18 protein-coding genes are annotated in these 18,408 nt (G+C 49.1%); 10 read left to right on the forward strand and 8 right to left on the reverse strand.

Features of this window, described 5'->3' with window-relative positions; translation table 11 throughout:
• Positions 1 to 29: 29 nt before the first annotated feature.
• Together ACFYU8_RS22250 and ACFYU8_RS22255 are read right to left on the reverse strand one after the other, a co-directional pair.
• Positions 30 to 659 carry an HXXEE domain-containing protein gene (locus ACFYU8_RS22250; RefSeq protein ID WP_390303891.1) on the reverse strand — a complete coding sequence of 210 codons (630 nt, stop codon included), beginning with the start codon at positions 657 to 659 and terminating at the stop codon, positions 30 to 32.
• Between the two features lie 19 nt (positions 660 to 678).
• Positions 679 to 1,269 (reverse strand): TetR/AcrR family transcriptional regulator, encoded by a 591-nt coding sequence (locus tag ACFYU8_RS22255; protein ID WP_390303893.1) that lies wholly within the window; start codon positions 1,267 to 1,269, stop codon positions 679 to 681.
• A 166-nt stretch (positions 1,270 to 1,435) separates the two neighbouring features.
• On the opposite strand from ACFYU8_RS22255, the gene ytaF reads away from it, so the two are divergent.
• The 4 genes from ytaF (at position 1,436) to ACFYU8_RS22275 (ending at position 7,449) form a co-directional block, all read left to right on the forward strand.
• Complete coding sequence (gene ytaF, locus ACFYU8_RS22260; protein WP_390303895.1) at positions 1,436 to 2,128, forward strand: sporulation membrane protein YtaF; 693 nt, start codon at positions 1,436 to 1,438, stop codon at positions 2,126 to 2,128.
• A 109-nt stretch (positions 2,129 to 2,237) separates the two neighbouring features.
• The gene (locus ACFYU8_RS22265; RefSeq protein WP_390303897.1) at positions 2,238 to 5,042 is read left to right on the forward strand and encodes a calcium-translocating P-type ATPase, SERCA-type; all 2,805 of its coding nucleotides are present in this window, start codon (positions 2,238 to 2,240) and stop codon (positions 5,040 to 5,042) included.
• A gap of 30 nt (positions 5,043 to 5,072) precedes the next feature.
• Positions 5,073 to 5,774 carry a sporulation protein YunB gene (gene yunB, locus ACFYU8_RS22270; protein WP_390303899.1) on the forward strand — a complete coding sequence of 234 codons (702 nt, stop codon included), beginning with the start codon at positions 5,073 to 5,075 and terminating at the stop codon, positions 5,772 to 5,774.
• A gap of 124 nt (positions 5,775 to 5,898) precedes the next feature.
• Complete coding sequence (locus ACFYU8_RS22275; RefSeq protein WP_390303901.1) at positions 5,899 to 7,449, forward strand: copper amine oxidase N-terminal domain-containing protein; 1,551 nt, start codon at positions 5,899 to 5,901, stop codon at positions 7,447 to 7,449.
• Between the two features lie 76 nt (positions 7,450 to 7,525).
• Here the strand turns inward: ACFYU8_RS22275 and ACFYU8_RS22280 are convergent, their stop codons facing one another.
• Positions 7,526 to 8,047: a GNAT family N-acetyltransferase gene (locus tag ACFYU8_RS22280; protein ID WP_390303903.1), complete on the reverse strand. Its 522-nt coding sequence runs from the start codon at positions 8,045 to 8,047 to the stop codon at positions 7,526 to 7,528.
• Between the two features lie 161 nt (positions 8,048 to 8,208).
• Here ACFYU8_RS22280 and ACFYU8_RS22285 point away from each other — a divergent pair, with 161 nt between their 5' ends.
• Both ACFYU8_RS22285 and ACFYU8_RS22290 read left to right on the forward strand, forming a co-directional pair.
• Entirely contained in the window at positions 8,209 to 9,279 is a 1,071-nt protein-coding gene (locus ACFYU8_RS22285) for a PAS domain-containing sensor histidine kinase (protein ID WP_390303905.1), read from the forward strand.
• Positions 9,254 to 9,910: a response regulator transcription factor gene (locus tag ACFYU8_RS22290; RefSeq protein ID WP_390303907.1), complete on the forward strand. Its 657-nt coding sequence runs from the start codon at positions 9,254 to 9,256 to the stop codon at positions 9,908 to 9,910. Before ACFYU8_RS22285 ends, ACFYU8_RS22290 begins: the two co-directional genes overlap by 26 nt.
• A gap of 186 nt (positions 9,911 to 10,096) precedes the next feature.
• On the opposite strand, the gene ACFYU8_RS22295 is transcribed toward ACFYU8_RS22290, so the two are convergent.
• Positions 10,097 to 10,216 carry a putative holin-like toxin gene (locus ACFYU8_RS22295; RefSeq protein WP_390303909.1) on the reverse strand — a complete coding sequence of 40 codons (120 nt, stop codon included), beginning with the start codon at positions 10,214 to 10,216 and terminating at the stop codon, positions 10,097 to 10,099.
• Positions 10,217 to 10,542: 326 nt separating this feature from the next.
• Between ACFYU8_RS22295 and ACFYU8_RS22300 the strand changes: the two genes are divergently transcribed.
• Genes ACFYU8_RS22300 through ACFYU8_RS22310 form a run of 3 tightly spaced genes read left to right on the forward strand, consistent with a single transcriptional unit; the run spans position 10,543 to position 12,891 of the window.
• Positions 10,543 to 10,710, forward strand: coding sequence for a cytochrome c oxidase subunit 2A (locus tag ACFYU8_RS22300; protein WP_390303911.1), 168 nt, complete (start codon positions 10,543 to 10,545; stop codon positions 10,708 to 10,710).
• Positions 10,711 to 10,734: 24 nt separating this feature from the next.
• Positions 10,735 to 11,202: a cytochrome c oxidase subunit II gene (locus ACFYU8_RS22305; protein WP_390303913.1), complete on the forward strand. Its 468-nt coding sequence runs from the start codon at positions 10,735 to 10,737 to the stop codon at positions 11,200 to 11,202.
• 15 nt (positions 11,203 to 11,217) lie between these two features.
• Positions 11,218 to 12,891 (forward strand): b(o/a)3-type cytochrome-c oxidase subunit 1, encoded by a 1,674-nt coding sequence (locus ACFYU8_RS22310; protein WP_390303915.1) that lies wholly within the window; start codon positions 11,218 to 11,220, stop codon positions 12,889 to 12,891.
• Positions 12,892 to 13,115: 224 nt separating this feature from the next.
• On the opposite strand, the gene ACFYU8_RS22315 is transcribed toward ACFYU8_RS22310, so the two are convergent.
• The gene (locus ACFYU8_RS22315; protein ID WP_390303917.1) at positions 13,116 to 13,871 is read right to left on the reverse strand and encodes an SDR family NAD(P)-dependent oxidoreductase; all 756 of its coding nucleotides are present in this window, start codon (positions 13,869 to 13,871) and stop codon (positions 13,116 to 13,118) included.
• Between the two features lie 131 nt (positions 13,872 to 14,002).
• On the opposite strand from ACFYU8_RS22315, the gene ACFYU8_RS22320 reads away from it, so the two are divergent.
• Entirely contained in the window at positions 14,003 to 14,635 is a 633-nt protein-coding gene (locus tag ACFYU8_RS22320) for a nitroreductase family protein (protein WP_390303919.1), read from the forward strand.
• A gap of 123 nt (positions 14,636 to 14,758) precedes the next feature.
• On the opposite strand, the gene ACFYU8_RS22325 is transcribed toward ACFYU8_RS22320, so the two are convergent.
• From ACFYU8_RS22325 to ACFYU8_RS22335, 3 genes are read right to left on the reverse strand one after another with little or no spacing between them, the layout of a single operon-like run.
• Positions 14,759 to 16,153, reverse strand: a complete 1,395-nt coding sequence (locus ACFYU8_RS22325; protein WP_390303921.1) for an ATP-binding protein — start codon at positions 16,151 to 16,153, stop codon at positions 14,759 to 14,761.
• Positions 16,140 to 16,847, reverse strand: a complete 708-nt coding sequence (locus ACFYU8_RS22330; protein ID WP_390303923.1) for a response regulator transcription factor — start codon at positions 16,845 to 16,847, stop codon at positions 16,140 to 16,142. Before ACFYU8_RS22330 ends, ACFYU8_RS22325 begins: the two co-directional genes overlap by 14 nt.
• A 37-nt stretch (positions 16,848 to 16,884) precedes the next feature.
• Positions 16,885 to 18,249, reverse strand: coding sequence for a VCBS repeat-containing protein (locus ACFYU8_RS22335; protein ID WP_390303925.1), 1,365 nt, complete (start codon positions 18,247 to 18,249; stop codon positions 16,885 to 16,887).
• Positions 18,250 to 18,408 lie beyond the last annotated feature (159 nt).

Below are 18,408 nucleotides of genomic sequence, written 5' to 3' on the forward strand. Positions count from 1 at the left end.
TCTTCTTTTTCATCACAGGAGCTGATTTTTTATGATTTGTGAACGTACGGTCCCAACTGTTGGCGAGTAAAGGTATAACGCGAATTTTCGTCCTTCAGCCACATATTACCTTTCACAATAAGAATGTACACCGCAACGATGAAGTAGATCGTCCCGATGATCCAGTCTGATGTGGTTACCATGCCAGTGGAGATGATGTGCCGGATATACCATACCCCGATCGGAATGTGGAGGAAAATCACGGCGAACAAGCCCGGATTGTAGAGCGTTGTCGCTTTTAGATTCGCAAAAATTCCATGCCAGATAAACTGGAAAAAGCCCATGAGAATCGGTGCCAAACCGAGCCAGACGACCGTCGGGAAGAAGACGGGAACCAGATAAAAGATATAGGCAATGACGAGGTTGATGATCATCGCAGACTGTGGATTCAGCGGGTATCTCTCTGGATGGCTGCTTTTGAAAATCAAACCATTAAACAGTCCGGCAAAATACCCTGGCCACCGGTACTCTTCATATTGATGAACAAGGATGGCGATGAAGCTCAGCCACAACAGTCTCTCGATAGCAGGAATGGTGCTCCATTGCAGCATGACATACAGACCAACGCCTACTGCCACCAACACACCGAGGTCAGACCAATATTTTCGCAAAAAGCCCATCTGTTTCTCCCCCTATTTCCTATTTTTCATGAAAATAGCGTGCGAATAACAAATCAATCTGTTGCTCTACGGAAGCGACCTCGATGCCAGCGCCTGTAGACAATATCGACTTGAGCAAGGCTGGCAGAAATATCGCTCCGAACAGCTGCATGATCATCATCATGAGAATCTCATGGTTTTCTTCATGGGTTATTTCCTTCAAAACTCCCTCAATCTTCACAAACCCGATGCTTTTTAGAAATTGGCCGTACTCATATTGAGAGGTAAAGACAGCACCACCAAGCGAGAAGATTCGCGTAACCAACTCGGGATATTGCTGGATGATCTGGACGTAGCTCATTAAAAACTGCTTGAGTCGTTCTTGGGGAAGCAGGGATGTGTTGTCCAAGATATCAAATGTAGCAGTAAAGCTGCCTAGAAAAGCACTGAGGGCTTCATTGATGAGCTTATCCTTGGAACCGAAATAGTAGTTAACCAAAGCTACGTTGGTACCGGAATCCGCTGCGATTTTCCGCACCGTCACACTCTCGAAGCCCTCCATCTTGATCAAATCCAGTGTCGATTGCAAAATTTTCGTTTTCGTTTCGCTGATTTTATCTACTGGTGACATGACTGACCTCCTTTTTATTGGAAGTAAATTATTTTGTCAAACAATGTTTTAAACTTTGTTTAATTTAATGGTAGCAGTTTCCAAACGAGATGGCAATGATTTGTTGGCACATTAGCAGAGCTTTTCGCGTATACCTAATAGGCAATGGGGAAAGAGGTGACCACATATGAGCGGATGGCTCGCACTCCTGCTCGTTTCCCTGGCCATCAGCATGGACAGTGTCAGTGTAGGATTGACGTATGGTTTACGGAACATGAGAATGCCCTTTTTGTCACTCGTCGTCGTTTCTGGATGTTCGTTTGCTGTTGTATATGGTGTCATGCTCGTAGGCTCATCCCTCACCGAATGGTTAACACCCGAGATTGGTAAGTATATTGGTGCCGCAGTCTTGATCCTCATGGGTTTGTTTACACTATGGCGGCTCATTGCGACACGGTCGGGAACAGAGGTTCAGGAGTCTAGCGCTGCGAGCAGCGAAGCCGTTGTAGCCGCAGAAAAACAGGAAGAGCAGGAACCCATCGTTTTATTGTCGCAGTTCCGCATTTTTGGTGTCATGATTCAGATTTTAAAAGATCCGTCCAAAGCCGATGCTGACCGTTCTGGGCATATTATGGGCTGGGAGGCCGTCATGTTAGGGCTTGCCCTGTCTTTGGATGCTTTCGGCGCAGGCATCAGCCTTACGTTTTTGGGATACTCGCCACTGATCGTCGCTCTCTGTATCGCGGTGATGGGTGCCTTGCTTCTTGTGGTAGGAATTGCCCTAGGCAGGCGCGCAGGAAAAGCTAGCTGGTTGACGCGACTCACCTGGTTGCCTCCGATTTTGTTGATTTGCATTGGTGTAGCCAAAAGCTTGAAATAACCGACAAACCAAATCACAGACCCGTCCAGATAAATGGACGGGTTGTTTTATTTTCTAGCTCGTCTGCATACACATGAAAAGGAGTGAGAAGTGGATGGAGGAGATGTAGGTGGATACACAGCCAATTCGAAAATGGTACACGCTGGCGGCGGCCGACGTGACCGAAGCCCTTCATAGTGATGCTGCGCAAGGGTTGACTCAGCAGGAGGCGGAGCGGCGACTGGCTAAACAAGGTGCCAACCAGTTGGCTGAACAAAAGCGAAAGCCTCTCTACTCGGTCTTTGTTGATCAGTTCAAGGATTTTATGGTACTCATCCTGTTCATCGCGACACTGATTTCGTACTTCCTCGGAGAGTACCTGGATGCGATTGCGATTATCGCGATCATCCTCATTAACGGTATCCTCGGTTTTATTCAGGAGGCCAAGGCTGAGCGATCCTTGCAAGCGCTAAAGGAGCTGGCATCCCCGATGGCGCGCGTCATCAGGGGCGGGCACATATCCATGATACCGGCGTCGCGGCTGGTACCTGGTGATCTGGTGCAATTGGAGGCCGGGGACCGTGTTCCCGCAGATTTACGTTTACTTTCGGCCAATCGGTTGGAGGTGGAGGAGTCTGCGTTGACAGGGGAGTCTGTCCCCGTCGGAAAAAACGTGAAAAGACTGGAGACAGCCCAGGCGTCCACTGTACCGCTTGGCGACCAAAAGAATCTCGCGTTCATGGGCACGATGGTGACTGGAGGAACAGGGAGCGGCATCGTGGTAGCGACAGGGATGGGCACGGAAATCGGGAAAATCGCGCACTTGATGAATACAGCGGAAGAAGCAGAAACCCCTTTGCAGCTGCGATTGGAGCAAATGGGCAAAATTCTCGTGGTCGTTGCACTGTTGTTGACGATTGTAGTCATCGCGGCTGGTGTGTGGCATGGTCATGAGCTGTTTACGATGTTCCTCGCCGGGGTGAGTCTTGCAGTGGCGGCGATTCCGGAAGGCTTGCCGGCGATTGTGACTGTTGCGCTTGCGCTTGGCGTCCAGCGAATGATCCGCCGCAATGCGATCGTACGTAAGCTCCCCTCGGTCGAGACATTGGGTTGCGCTTCTGTCATTTGCTCCGATAAAACAGGGACCCTTACTCAAAATAAAATGACGGTTACCCAAGTGTGGCACAGCGATTCCACGTATGAGGTGAGCGGCAGTGGCTACGCACCAGAGGGAGCCTTTCACTATCTAGGGAAAATGGTATCGCCCGCCCGTGACGGAGCACTCTCGCAAATGATCCGAATCGCAGACCGATGCAACAACGCCCGTTTAACATGCGAGGAGCAAAGCGCGCGCAATCTGCTCGGGATGGGCAAGACGTCACGCTTTTGGCAAGTCGTAGGCGACCCGACAGAAGGTGCTCTCAAGGTGCTTGCGGCGAAGGCGTTGGGCGGCAATACAGAGCGTAGCAACCAGAAAAGTCAGGGCCAGCGTGTGGAGGAGCTCCCTTTTGACTCTGACCGCAAAATGATGTCGATCGTCGAAAAGGGAACGGACGGTGTGTATTCCCTGCTGACGAAAGGCGCGGCGGAGGCATTGATGGCGAGATCGACACACATTTTGTGGAAGGGAGAGCTCATTCCACTCTCCGCGACACTTCGTCACCAAGTACTAGAGCAAACGGAACGGATGGCTGGCAAAGCGCTGCGCGTACTGGGCTTCGCCTATAAGACGCTGCAAGGCTATCGTTCGGGACAGCCGATCGGCTCCTTGGAAAACAACCTCGTCTTCGTCGGATTGGCCGGGATGATCGACCCGCCGCGTGAAGAGGTGCGTCCAGCAATCAATCTGTGCCATCAAGCAGGAATCAAGACGGTCATGATTACAGGTGACCACAAGGTGACAGCAGAAGCAATCGCTCGGCAGATTGGCTTGACCCGTGGATACGGAGAAGTGCTGGAGGGACGTGAGCTGGACAACATGTCAGATGAGCAGCTCGCAGGGTATGTGGAGCGAGTGACTGTCTACGCCCGTGTGTCTCCTGAACACAAGCTGCGGATCGTCCGTGCCCTGCAAAACCAAGGACATGTTGTCGCCATGACCGGAGACGGTGTCAACGATGCTCCTGCGATCAAGACCTCAGACATTGGGATCGCGATGGGGATTACTGGTACAGATGTGACGAAGGAAGCAGCCGATCTCGTGCTGCGCGACGATAACTTCGCCACGATTGTCGCTGCCGTTGAGGAAGGCCGCAACATCTATGACAACATTCGAAAATTCATCCGCTATTTGCTGGCGTCTAACGTAGGTGAGATTCTCGTCATGTTTTTTGCCATGCTCCTCGGGCTTCCTTTGCCTTTGGTGCCGATCCAGATCTTGTGGGTCAATCTCGTGACGGATGGCTTACCGGCAATGGCACTGGGCGTCGATCAGGCGGAGAAAGACACGATGTATCAGAAGCCGCGTAACAAGGCAGAAAACATATTCAGCCGAGGATTGGGCTGGAAAATTATTAGCCGTGGCTTTCTCATCGGGGTGATGACGCTCTTGGCATTCTGGCTGACTCTCAAAGAGAATCCGAATGATCTGGTGCATGCCCAGACCGTCGCTTTCGTCACGTTGGTTATGGCGCAGCTGATTCACGTTTTCGATTGCCGGAGTCAATACAGCGTATTTCACCGTAATGTATTTGAAAATAAATATCTCGTCTGGGCCGTGCTGTCGTCGATTGTGCTCGTGATCGGTGTCGTATACATGGATGCACTCCAGCCGATCTTCAAAACAACGGATTTAAATCTGCGCGATTGGGCATTAATTTTGGTCGCGGCGGGAGTTCCTACATTTGTCGCGGGAATCGGTGGGGTGCTTACCAGCGGCAGACAGCGCACAAGCAAAGAGAAACGCCCAGCTATGCGTACGGTTCGTCCTGACTAACCGAGCCGCAAAAGGGGAGAGGGAGCCATCGTGCGCTTGAGAAGGGGAGGATGGAAAAGACGTAGAAGGCGAATTTTTGCCGGAATACTGATGATCATTGTGATATTCATCGTTTTGTTTATCGTTGTGGAACGCAGGGTAGAGCCGACGTTGATGGTGATCGCCCAGGCCAAGGCAGAGCAGGTCGCCAAGCTCGCCATTACCGATGCAGTCACCAAACGCATGTCCCAGCAGGGTGTCGACGTCAACGAAGTTGTCATCATGGAAAAGGACGAGAATGGCAGCATCAAAGCGGTGAATTTTAACTTCAAAGAGTATTCCCGGATTGTGGGGGAAACGACCGCCCGTATCCAAAATCGCTTGAAGGAATTCGAGCAGGAGCATGTCCAGACGACCATCCCACTAGGCTTGGCTACCAAAAACGTCTTTCTGGAGCACATTGGGCCTGATATTCCGGTGACCTTCGTTCCGATTGGTGCCGTCAAAACGAAGCTGGAAACAGGCCTGAAGCAAGCTGGGATCAACATGGTGCTGGTGACTGTCTACATTCACGTCGAGGTTGATTTGCGGGTCATTATCCCGTTTGCGACCAAGCAACAGACAGTCACCACACAAATCCCGGTCTCCGAGGCGCTGATTGTCGGCAAGGTGCCTGCTTATTTGTACAACAACCCGTCTGGAAAGCCCGATGTGCCGATGCTACGAAACAACGAAAACCCAAGCCAGCCGTGATGTTTTTCGCTTATACAAGAACGTTTTACACATCTATGAAAATTCTTTTGAAACGTTTTTGAAATGGCGTCGTCCAATGAATAGACACACCAAAACAAGCAAGAACATTGGAGGCGTAAACAACATGAAAACAATCCGTACAGGCATGATGACAATCGCGGCACTGGCCGTTTTGGGAACTAGCGTGGTATCTGCAACCTCCGAACCGGTAAAAGGATTTTCCGTAAACGTAAATGGTCAAGCAATCGCAGAAGCGGCGATCTTAGATAAAGGACAGCAAACCGTACTTGTTCCGCTTCGTCCAATTGCCGAATCACTCGGATTTAAAGTGAGCTGGAACAACCAAATGCAAGCTGCCGAGGTACAAAAAGGTGCAATCTCTAGCTATGCAAAAGCTGGTGAGGATCGCTATCCTTACGCGAAAATGTACAAAACGCTGGGTGCAGAGCCACGTATGATAAACGGAAGCACTTATGTGCCAGTTGCTTTCGTAGATGAAATTCTGCAAGCAGAAGTGAATGTATCGGATGATGCAGTGACAGTCATGGATGAAGATGTAGCACCGATTCGCACGGGTACAATTACAAAAATCACCAAATCCGATAAAGGTCAATACTCCGTGATGCTAGGCGGCTTCCAGACGGGCATCTTGCTTCATCTGACCGAAGACACAAAAATTACAGATGCAGAGGGCAAAGCTTTGAAGCCAGAAGATTTGAAGCTGGGCATGCAGGTAGATGGAAGCATCCAACCATTCATGACCGCGAGCTTGCCACCTCAAACTAGTGCGATCAGCATCGTAGTAAAAGACAGCCTGAAGTCTCAGGAAGTATTGGGTACATCAGGAAAAGTAACGAGTATTTCCTCTGACAAAGAGGGGATCTACAATATGCTCGTAGAGGGTAGTGCGATTACACCAAACTCTCAGGAAAAAGTCATGCTGACGATTAACGAAGAAACAGTTATTGTGAGTGCAAAAGACAATAGAGTTCTCGTACCAGAAGAACTGACAGCAGACAGCAAAGTATTTGCTTTCTATAGCCCCACGATGACGCACAGCCTGCCGCCAATCGCTGTGGCTGAGAAAATCGTCGTAGATGTACCCGATCAGGAAATCGTAGATGAAGATGTAGCACCAGTGCGCACAGGTACCATTACAAGCATCACCAAGTCCGATAAAGGCCAATACTCCGTGATGCTGGGTGGCTATGAAACAGGCATCATGCTCCATCTGAATGAAGAGACAAAAATCACAGATGCACAAGGAAAAGCACTGAAGCCAGAAGATTTGAAGCTAGGTATGGAAGTAGAGGGAACATCCCAAAAATTCATGACCATGAGCTTGCCACCTCAATCCGGTGCAATCAGCATCGTAGTGAAAGACAGCTTGAAAGCTGAGGAAGTATTGGGAACAGCGGGCAAAGTAGCAAGCATCTCCTCTGACAAAGAAGGAACCTACAAAATGTTCGTAGAGGGTCATGCAATTACACCAAAATCTCAAGAAAAAATCATGCTAACGATTAACGAAAAAACGGTTATTATGAGCGCAAAAGACAATAAAGTACTCAAGCCAGAAGAACTGAAAGAAGACAGCAAAGTATTTGCTTTCTATAGCCCAATGATGACGCGCAGCCTGCCGGCAATCGCTGCGGCTGAGAAAATCGTAGTAGAATAAGTGAGAGAAGGGATGGCAGCTGCCGTCCCTTTTTTCTAATCCGCTGCTTGCTTGTTAGGCAGCGGATTTCTTCCTGTCATGATCGAATAGGATATGCCATACAGATGACCGGACCGAGCTTTTCGTGCTCTCGCTCCTCATAGGCGAAAAAGCCGTACTTTTCATAAAAAGGGATGACGCGCTTGTTCTTTTCCAGAACGGCTAAATGGAGGGAAGTATAGTCGTTCTCCTGGTACCAGCCTATCAAAGTATCGAGAAACTCCTTGGCATAGCCATGATTTTGGTATGCACTGTGCAGCATGATTAATCCCAGCCAAGGGTGGCCATCTCGTGGATTTCGCAAAATGAACTGGGCGATCCCGATGAGCTCGGTTCCATTTATTTCTCGAAAGGAAAAGCTGTAGGAGTCTGCCAGCGCCAAATTATCTTGATGGTCATCTTCTACTGTCTTTATAGTGACAACTCGTTGCCCGAAGGCAAACTCCATATAATCGGGGTTAGAATTGTACACCGTTAGCAACTCGGGGAAATCATGTTCCGTGACGGGCTGAAAAACCAATCGAGCGCTATGGGGTGGAAACGGAGTAGTGCTAGTCATTTCAAAAACTCCTCTCAATAAATTTGATATTCATCTAATTAGATAATATTCTAATTTCATAAAAAGTCAATCCGAATGATGTTCAGGGAATTCCCTGATACACTTTCCGTTCTGGAAACTCTACAATAACGATAGGATGATTGTCTCAAAAGGAGGAGCGCATGGGTACGTCGAGTGAAGTGCTTTCCCTGATGCAGTCCATCTTTGCCAACGTCAGTGATGCGATCCTGGTGATTGATAATGAGGGACGAATCGTAAAGGCCAATGCTGCGTTGGAGCAGATGACGGGCTGGACAGAAGAAGAGTTGATTCGAGATAAACATATTTGCGAGCTGTGTCTCGGAATGGCAACGTGTATGGAAGAAACGAGCTGCACGGATTGCTTTTTTAAGCGCGTGCAAATGCCTTCATTCGAGATGAAGCTCCGTACGAAGTCGGGTGTAGATTACCCTGTCGCCGCCAGCTCTGCGAGACTGGAGGATGAATCACAAGGGAAGCTGGTCATGATTTTGCGTGATATGTCTGCCCAACAGCGAGTGGAAAAAGAGCGTTACCAGTACAAACTGACGAATTTTGCGATTCAAGCACAAGAAGAAGAACGAAAGCGCATCGCCCGGGAGCTGCATGATGGCGTAGGGCAGGCGCTTTATAGTATTTTAGTGGGACTGAACGTCGTCAGACAAAGAGAATTAAGTGAACCGACTATGCAACACGTTACCGAATTGGTGAATATGACTTCTAAGGCGATGGAGGAAGTAAAGCGCATGGCGCTGGAGCTGCGTCCGTCTGCGCTAGATGATCTCGGTTTACTGCCGGCATTACGCTCGTTGATGAAACGGGTGGAAAAGACTTTCCATATTCAGGTGGAGCTGCATGTTCAGGGGGAGAAACGCAGATACTCCGCTGCGATGGAAACAGCGTTGTACCGAATTGTACAGGAAGCCATGACCAATACAGCAAAATATGCAAAGGCGAGCCATCTGGGGATTATGTTCGAGAACAGGGAGAAGGAAATCGTCGTCACGATTGTGGATGACGGTGTAGGGTTTGAAGTAGAGAAAACATTGAACATCGGCAAAGGTCTCGGTGTGTTTGGCATGAAGGAGCGTGCCCAATTGCTTGGCGGAACCGTTGATATTCGCTCCGCACCCGAGGAAGGTACGACAGTGATCGTCCGAATTCCGGTGCCGAAGGAGGGGGTAGAGAATGACCATTCGCGTCTTGATCGCTGATGATCATGCGATAGTACGCTCTGGGCTGGGGATGCTGATCAACGCCCAGGAGGACATGGAAGTCATCGGTTATGCAGCTGACGGAAAAGAAGCATGTGAAAAAGCATGGGAAGTCCGGCCCGACGTCGTCTTGATGGATTTGAGCATGCCGCCTGGGGAAAACGGCTTGACGGCAACGGCCAGATTGAAGGAAACGGCACCTGACATTCAGGTGCTTGTGCTCACGATGCATGATGACGAGGAATACCTGTTTCGCGTGCTGCAAGCCGGTGCTGCCGGCTATATTTTAAAGAGCGCCCCTGACCTCGATTTGATCACGGCGATCCGTTCGGTCAATCAGGGCATGGCGTATTTGTATCCGTCCGCGACGAAATCTCTGATCGAGGAATTTCTGCAAATGGTCAAGAACGGAGAGGAGCAGGTCAAGTACGACATCCTGACTGATCGGGAAAAAGAAGTGCTGGTCTTGATCGCAAAAGGCTTTAGCAACAAGGAAATTGCGGAGCAGCTCACCGTTTCCGTCAAGACGGTTGAATCGCATAAAGCGCACATTATGGAAAAGCTCCATCTGCGTACGCGGCCTGATCTGGTGCGGTATGCGATTAAGAAGGGCTGGCTTGATTTTGAGTAGCGTACGATCTGTTGTATATAGTCAACAGAAAAATCGTATGCTATGATAAAGCTAAGAAATTACGGCTAAAATAAATAGACCAGAGTGCTGGAACACTCTGATCTAACGTACAGTAGACGGTACCCTGTAAGGGGATCGGCTCAGCAGAATTTAAAACGGGTTATGACCGCTCAGGTGCCTGCTAGCTCAAGAGCGGTCATTCTTTTTGGTCAGGGCTACAACGATTGCTACAACAAGTCCAAGAAGGGCAACAATGAAGCTACCAAATTGGAGCATGAGTGTAAACGTTTCGCTAGTAATTGCCACGATCTCACCCCCCTTCCGTTTCCGACATGGGAGATGAGCCGACCACCCTTGAGAGCCGTGTCTGTGTACTTGTCTTAATTTTACTACTGTTCTGTGAAAGGTACTAGATTTTATAGAAGAAATTTTTAGCGGACGATCCCAATACGGGGTCGTCTTTTTTTGTGTCGAACCTGTGACCGAAAATGGTCATAATTCGGTCGAAATCAGGGGTTTCCCGGAACATTTTAGGGGATTTCCCCGAATTACTTCCAAGGGGTTCCAGGGGTAGAATGAAGGCGTGAAATGTACACCGCGCCTGTAAGGCACGTGGAAAGGAGAAGAGCGCGATGGAGACGCAAGTAGACAAAGCGGCGAAAGACAAGAAATCAAAATCCAGCAAGCTGCAAACGAACCAGGAAGACTTGAAGGGGACGTTTGTCGCGGTTCTGATCGTCGGGGGTATCATTCTATTCGGTTGGTTGGGTGTATTCGGGCTTTTCCTGGATAGGGCGTAATAGTGGAAGTAAAGGAGGGTACGTATGCATTTGCATCGGTATGAAAAAATCTGGTTGATGCTCGGCGCAGGTGGTTTGGCCTTATTTATTGTATTATTGTGCGTCAATGCGTTTGCAATGGGGATGGCTCCGCCAAGTAATATGGAAATGATTGATCCGGAGAAGGTAACAGAGACGCCTCCTTTTGATAAACCAGGCTTGAAACAGGTAGGAGAAAACGAATACGACGCTTACATGACGGCATTTGCGTTCGGCTTCGCTCCGGCCAAGATGGAGATACCAGTTGGCGCAACGGTGAATTTCCACGTCACGAGTCCAGATGTTATTCACGGATTCCAGATTCCAGAGACCAACATCAACTTCATGGTTCTGCCTGGACATATCAGCTCGGCGACACACACGTTTGACGAGCCAGGAGAGTATTTGATCCTTTGTAACGAATACTGTGGCGCAGGTCATCAGGTAATGGCGACCACGATTATTGTGAAATAAAGGTAGGTGAATCCTATGGTAATCGCAAGGAAGGTCGAGGATACAATCCCGCATGTTCCAGTGCAGCGTTCTGCGGCAAAGCTAAGTTTGGCCTATGTGTGGGTCGCTTATATTGCATTTGGATTGGCTGCTTTGGCAGGGATGGTACAGGGTATGGTTCGCGGTGGAATCATGGAACTGCCGAGTTGGACGAATTACTATCAAATTTTGACCGCGCATGGCGTGTTGATGGCACTTATTTTTACCACGTACTTCATCGTCGGATTTATTTTCTCAGGAGTCGCTCGTACGACAGGCGGTTCCCTGCACGGAGCCGCTCTGAAATTTGGATGGGCTGGCTGGATTCTCATGACGGTCGGGACGCTGATGGCTGTTGTCACCATTCTGTTGAATGAAGCCTCTGTCCTTTATACGTTCTATGCACCACTGAAAGCATCTCCGTACTTTTACATTGGCTCTGCCTTGCTCGTAGTAGGCAGCTGGCTGGCTGGATTCGGGGTTTTTGCCAGCTATCGCAAATGGAAACGCGAAAATAAAGGGAAAACGTCTCCGCTTTTCCTCTACATGGGGGTCATTACTTACATCCTGTGGATTACGGCGACGATTCCTGTAGCGGTGGAGGTTCTGTTCCAACTCATCCCGTGGTCACTCGGGCTGGTTCCGACGATTAACGTGATGCTTAGCCGTACATTGTTCTGGTTTTTCGGTCATCCACTCGTTTATTTCTGGCTTTTGCCTGCTTATATGGCGTGGTATGTATGTGTACCAAGAATCATTGGCGGTCACGTCTTCAGTGATTCGCTCAGTCGACTCGCTTTTATATGCTTGCTGTTGTTCTCGATTCCTGTAGGGTTCCACCATCAATTGATGGAGCCAGGTATTTCACCGGCATGGAAAATGATCCACGTTACACTGACGCTGATTGTTGTAATCCCATCTTTGATGACAGCATTTTCGATGTTTGCCATCTTTGAAACGACAGGACGTAAAAAAGGCGGAGTTGGACTTTTCGGTTGGTTCAAAAAACTGCCTTGGACAGACGTGCGCTTCTTTGCTCCATTTGTAGGGATGCTGTTCTTCATTCCTGGCGGAGCTGGGGGAATTATTAACGCAAGTAACCAGATTAACGCGGTTGTGCACAATACGATTTGGGTTACCGGTCACTTCCACATCACTGTAGGGGCAGCTGTTGCGCTCACCTTCTTCGGGGTCAGCTTTTGGTTGATTCCAGCATTGACTGGACGGCAATTGACCAAGACCGCGAATCGGATGGGAATGGTGCAAACTGTATTCTGGGCAGTAGGAATGCTCTTGATGTCCCTCGCCATGCACACGATGGGCTTGCAAGGGGCGCCACGCCGCACAGACTACACGACGTATATGGATCATCCATTAGCTCTGGGCTGGATGGATTATCAGCGCGTGATGGCTTTCGGTGGAGGACTGTTGTTTGTATCCGCGATTCTCTTGATCCTGATCTTGCTGTATCTGACGTTCTACGCACCAAAGGGTAATACAGAATATCCGATTGCGGAAACAGAGACAACACAAGAGGTTCCAAAAATTTTGGAGCGCTGGCCTGTATGGATTGGGCTCGTTGTCTTTCTGATTATTCTCGCTTACGGTTATCCGATTATGGAACAAATTCAGCACCAGGCACCAGGCTCGCCGCCGTTTGTGACTTGGTAGCATAATGTATACACAAAGAGCCGCTCATTTTCGCTTGGAAGTGAGCGGCTCTTTATTTTTAAAAAAACTCAAGCGCTGCCAATTCGGTAAAGGCAAGAATCAGATACCCGATTGCCAAAAGCCATAGGGCGAGAATTTTGAGGTCCTCCTCTTCAAATGGCATACAACTCCTCCTTTTTCTCTTGTTAGCACAACATATTCAAGAGGGAGGGCATTGGTTTAGTTTATGGCTCGTATATCATCTTGCGGGTCATTCCGCCATCCACAATCAGCTCAGTACCCGTAATGAAATCGTTGTCCTTTTGCGTCAAAAATAGGCACGCACGGGCAATATCCTCGGGTGTACCTACGCGACCTGCCGGATGCTGGGCATGATCTCCAGGACGAAGAGCGGCATAATCGCGGTGTTCAATCCAGCCGGGAGAGATCGCGTTGACACGAATCCCATCGGGGCCAAGTGAGACGCCAAGTGCATGTGTTAACGACAAAATGCCTCCTTTGGAAGCTGCATATGCCTCAGAGTGTGGCTCAGACATGTGCGCCCGCGTCGAACAAAGATTCAGGATAGCACCTCCGCCATGGCGACGCATGATTTTGGCTGCTTCTCTCGACGCGAGAAAGACACTGCGCAAATTTGTGTTCAAAATATGGTCCCACGCTTCGACGGTCAGTTCATAGGGAGATTCCCATACGGACAAGCCCGCGTTGTTGATCAAAACATCGAGACGCCCCCAGCGTTCATCGACGGTTCTCATCAAATGTTCGATCTGCACTGGTACGCCGACGTCGATGTGCTCGAAGTGTGCCGTGCCTTTCACCGCTTCTGCCGTGTTGATTAGCGAGGCAGTTTCTTCTCCCGCAGCACGATTGTATTCGGCGATGACGACATGTGCTCCTTCGGCAGCATACATGGTGGCAACAGCCCGTCCGATGCCTTGGCCACCGCCAGTGACAATGACAATGTTATCCGTGTATTTCATCGAGAGTGCCTCCAAACAATAGGGTATGAAGTGAACTGTAAAAAGTCATTGCAAAATGTGTGTAACGATAATAAAGTAAGTTAGTAATATCTTTTGAACATCGTACTATACAGTATGGAGGAGATTCAACCATGAATACAGAACTGAAAATCACCGCTGAACAGGTAATGGAAGCCCGTCACAGCGTGCGTAAATACGATCCGAATGAAAAAATTCCACAAGGCGAGCTGAACGAGATCCTTCGTCTTGCAGCAAGTGCGCCATCGTCCTGGAATTTGCAGCATTGGCGTTTTCTCGTCGTGACCGATCCTGCTATCAAAGAAAAACTGCTACCTATTGCTTACAATCAGCAGCAGGTAGTGGATGCTTACGCTACGATCATCATTCTCGGCGATCTGGAGGCTTACAAGTCAGCTCGTCCGGTTTATGATGAAGCATTGGCAAAAGGATACGTGACAGAGGAAGTGCGTGAGACCATGATCGCGCAAATCGAAGGGGCTTACAATAACAACCCGGAAATCGCGCGTGATGAAGCGATCCGTAATTCGTCCTATGCAGCGATGCAGCTCATGCTGGCGGCAAAAGCAAAAGGATACGACACGTGCCCAATGGGTGGCTACAACCGTGATGCGCTCATTAAAGAGCTGAACATCCCATCCCGCTATTTGCCATCACTGATGTTGACTTTGGGAAAAGCAAGCGTGCAAGCTTATTCGACTTCCCGCTTTGGCCTGGAAGAATTGGTTATTCAAAACAGCTTCTAATATCGTGTTCTAACAGCAAAAAACTCATCCACGCCTCATAACATGCGGCCAGGGTGAGTTTTTTTATGGGGAAATCGACACGGGAAGTGGCGAAAGGCAGGAGAGCAATCCGCTCTTCCTGCCTTATTGATTTGACAACAGAGGTAAATCCACCATAATCGATGTTCCTTGACCAAGGGCACTGCTGACCGAAAACCGCCCAGCGTGGAGTTGAATGATCTCTTTGCAGATCGACAGTCCCAGACCACTGCCGGAGAGCTTGGAGCGTCCCTTGTAAAACTTTTCTGTAACATGCGGCAGGTCTTCCGGGTTAATGCCTTCACCCGTATCAGTGACGGTGGCAAGGAGCCTGTCGCCTGACAAAGAAGCTGCGATGACGATCGAGCCGTTTTGTGGCGTGAATTTCAACGCGTTGTCCAATAGATTCACAAAGACTTGCTTCAGCCGATTCGGGTCTCCCATAACCATGAGTGGGGTAGGGGGAGTATCCAGCTTCAACTCGATTTGTTTTGCGTTGGCGCGTACTGAAAATTGAAGATGCAAATCATGGAGAAGCTCCCGGACATCCATGCGTTCACGAGACAAATTCATCTCACCGGATTGAAACTTCGAGAAATCGAGCAATTCCTCGACGAGCCCGATCAGACGATCTGTCTCCTTGGAGATGACTTCCAGACCGAGCATCGTTTCTTCTGGCTCATCCAAGCCTCCCGAAATGAGCGTTTCGCCCCACCCTTTAATCGACGTGAGCGGAGTACGCAGCTCATGGGAGACAGAGGAGATGAAGTCATTTTTCAGCTTTTCATTTTTCCCGATCTCCGCCGCCATGTAATTGAAGGTATCCGCGAGGGTTCCTACCTCATCATCGAATCGTTTTGGCGCGCGGACAGCGAAATTTCCTTCTGCCATTTGTTTAGCCGCATTGGTTAAATCCTCGATGGGGTCAACAATTCGTTTTGCCATGAGCAGGCTGAGTGCAAAAGCGAGGACGACTACGCTTGTCCCAACGCCAGCGCCGTACAAGGCAATGCGATTCACTGCTTGATAGAGCGGTTCAGCGGAGATCGTGTACCGCAGAACCCCTACAAATTCTCCGCTGTACGTAAGCGGATTGGACACCGCGATGACACGCTCCCGCGACTGCGGGCTTTTCCCGATGTACAAACCACTTTGCCCCTTGATGGCATCCATGACGTCAGGGGTATTGATGATCTCGCTGGTCTGAAAGCCGTAGGAGTTGAGAATGACTTTTCCTCCTGGGTCCAAGACCTCAATTTTGGCGTATTCCTGATTCGAAACATTTTCCAAAATGTAGCGTGCCTTGTCTTTTAACCGATAGCCGGTGGCGTACTTGTTAATGAAATTGGTGAAGGTCGTGCTGCGGGTTACTAATGCTTCGGTCGCAGTCCCGATGTAATACGTATGAACGGCCCAGTAAAACAGTCCTTCCAAGAGCAGTACGATCAGAAGGAGGATCAGGCCGAAATGTAGAACCAGCCTGCTCTTAATGCCTTTCATCTGGGACGTCCTTTCGCCAGAGGTAGCCATACCCCCAGACTGTCTCCAGGAAAGTTGGATGAGCCGGATCGTCCTCGATTTTTTGTCGGATGCGGCGGATGTTCACATCAACGATTTTTAAGTCCCCGACAAAAAATTGACCCCAAACTGCTGTCAAAATCTCGTCGCGACTGATAGCTTTGTTCGCATTTTCTGCAAGTAATTTGATGATGGCAAATTCTTTTGGCGTGAGGTCAATTTCTTGTTCCACCCGAATCAGCTTGCGTTCGTCGAGCAAAAGCTTGAAGGGGGCAATGTTAATTTCATTTTTGTCCTCAGATTCTGGAATGGGTGTCAGTCTGCGATGCAACGCTTTGACACGGGCCAACAGTTCCGCAGGGCTAAACGGCTTGGACACGTAATCGTCTGCCCCGAATTCGAGACCCATGACCTTGTCCAGCTCCTGACTTTTGGCCGTCAGCATAATGATCCCGAGACGTGGATATTTTTTCCGCAGCTGCCCGCATACTTCGAAGCCATCGATGCCGGGGAGCATGACGTCGAGAATCGCAATGACGATGTCCGATTGTTGATCTGCGAGAGCAAGTGCCTCTTCGCCGGTTCCAGCCTCGATCACCTCATAGCCCTCGCGTTTGAGATTGATGCGCACAAAATCCCGGATGGATTTCTCGTCTTCCAGTAATAGAACCTTCATAGGGCAAATCTCCTTGATAAGGATTTACTATTTCACTTTATTCCCGGTTCGTCATCGGTTGGAAGAGCTGACGAACCTCCTCTGCGGTAAGCTGCATAGATCGGTATTCCGCGAGAGCAGCCTTTCCAATGTTAGGCGTCGTTTGCGGTAAAATGGCGATCAAGACTTGTTTTCCCTCTTCCTTCAGCAAAACGTAGGGAACTTGCTTTTGCTTCAATCCGCTTTCAAATTTGGGCCATTCGCTTTGAGGGATGCTTTGGACCGTTAGTAATTCCGGCTTATTTTTTCCATTCGTTCCATAATAAAGGAATCGAACGAGAAGTGGATTCGTATCATGGTTGATGGAGATGGTGTATTTATCGCCCCATTTTGCCGGAATCTTGAGGTTCAGTCCTTGTGTGTAATTTTGATAATGATTCTCGATGTGCTTCAAGCCCGTTTTCCCGTCCCATTGGAAGTAGGAGGAGACCCAAGGGATTTCTGCCATGGCCAAATCCTCTGTCCCAGCGGGTTGTATCATCGTGCCGATCTCGATGATGCCATCACCATTGATATCTTCACTTTCCAAAGAATATGGCTTGAAGGTTGGGTCCATCTCTCCTTCTATTTTTGCCAAAGGGTTGGCCAATTGTCCATTGTCCCAGAGGAGTAGTTCAGTGGAAGCAGAGTGAGCACCTAACCCAGCATCAATAAATAGTCCGTTTCGGGTAGGAGAGGCTTTTCCGATGACAGCCTGATAGTAACCATTTACATACCCGTCAAGGGCTAGCTCAGTTTGTTTCGCAATGGTGCCATTCGTCGCCCCATACAGCTCGGCTTTGGATGTGAAGTTATTTTTATCGAGAACAATGAGAGCAAGATCTGCGTGATCATCTCCTGTCAAATCGCCTACTGCCATAATGGAATAGGGCTGCTTCATCAATTCCTGGGTCATATTATTGGCTAGCGAATAAACGGAGAGCTCCTTGTTCAAATCTTCGCCGCCCCCCATTCCAATTAGCATTTCCGGAACATTGTCACCTGTGAGATCTTGAAAGGAGACGTAATCCAATTCGCTGCCGACCCCAGTAAAGGAGGAGAGCTTTTCCCAGTTTCCTTGCTTTTGGGTAAGCACGAGCACACCGATTTCGTAATCAGTTTTTTCGGTTTTGTAAAAAGCGACAACCTCTGCTATCCCATCGCCGTTCAGATCCTGTAGGGAGACGGCACTGGCTTCTGCGGGATGAAGGGGCACAGATAATTGCGAACCAGCCGGCAAAAATTGCATGACGGCCTGATTGATCGATTTTTGATCGCCGTCTGCTGACGGAGCGCGCATCAATTCATTGGGTGTATCTGTGAGTCCGCAACCGCTAACAAGCGAGGCGCAGAGTGCTGTCGTTACGAGCCAAGCCTTTTTCATTTCAAATGTTCCTTTCTGTTGCTGCATCCATTTGACTATATTGTAGCTTGCCCATCCCGCAAAATTGTTGCAAAACGGTAAAAAAAACCGTTTTCGAGCTTTTTAGTAACGAGCGAACGTGCTCTAAGCTTCCTTATACAGGAAAAAAGTGCGAGAGAA

This window comes from Brevibacillus sp. NPDC003359 (assembly GCF_042878995.1).
Lineage (GTDB): Bacteria > Bacillota > Bacilli > Brevibacillales > Brevibacillaceae > Brevibacillus.

Coding starts and splice junctions, on each gene's coding strand:
- ACFYU8_RS22285 (WP_390303905.1), top strand. CDS start 8,209: ATGGGTACGTCGAGTGAAGTGCTTTCCCTGATGCAGTCCATCTTTGCC.
- ACFYU8_RS22310 (WP_390303915.1), top strand. CDS start 11,218: ATGGTAATCGCAAGGAAGGTCGAGGATACAATCCCGCATGTTCCAGTG.
- ACFYU8_RS22250 (WP_390303891.1), bottom strand. CDS start 659: ATGGGCTTTTTGCGAAAATATTGGTCTGACCTCGGTGTGTTGGTGGCA.
- ACFYU8_RS22280 (WP_390303903.1), bottom strand. CDS start 8,047: ATGACTAGCACTACTCCGTTTCCACCCCATAGCGCTCGATTGGTTTTT.
- ACFYU8_RS22290 (WP_390303907.1), top strand. CDS start 9,254: ATGACCATTCGCGTCTTGATCGCTGATGATCATGCGATAGTACGCTCT.
- ytaF (WP_390303895.1), top strand. CDS start 1,436: ATGAGCGGATGGCTCGCACTCCTGCTCGTTTCCCTGGCCATCAGCATG.
- ACFYU8_RS22335 (WP_390303925.1), bottom strand. CDS start 18,249: ATGAAAAAGGCTTGGCTCGTAACGACAGCACTCTGCGCCTCGCTTGTT.
- ACFYU8_RS22305 (WP_390303913.1), top strand. CDS start 10,735: ATGCATTTGCATCGGTATGAAAAAATCTGGTTGATGCTCGGCGCAGGT.
- ACFYU8_RS22275 (WP_390303901.1), top strand. CDS start 5,899: ATGAAAACAATCCGTACAGGCATGATGACAATCGCGGCACTGGCCGTT.
- ACFYU8_RS22320 (WP_390303919.1), top strand. CDS start 14,003: ATGAATACAGAACTGAAAATCACCGCTGAACAGGTAATGGAAGCCCGT.
- ACFYU8_RS22300 (WP_390303911.1), top strand. CDS start 10,543: ATGGAGACGCAAGTAGACAAAGCGGCGAAAGACAAGAAATCAAAATCC.
- ACFYU8_RS22315 (WP_390303917.1), bottom strand. CDS start 13,871: ATGAAATACACGGATAACATTGTCATTGTCACTGGCGGTGGCCAAGGC.
- ACFYU8_RS22325 (WP_390303921.1), bottom strand. CDS start 16,153: ATGAAAGGCATTAAGAGCAGGCTGGTTCTACATTTCGGCCTGATCCTC.
- ACFYU8_RS22255 (WP_390303893.1), bottom strand. CDS start 1,269: ATGTCACCAGTAGATAAAATCAGCGAAACGAAAACGAAAATTTTGCAA.
- ACFYU8_RS22330 (WP_390303923.1), bottom strand. CDS start 16,847: ATGAAGGTTCTATTACTGGAAGACGAGAAATCCATCCGGGATTTTGTG.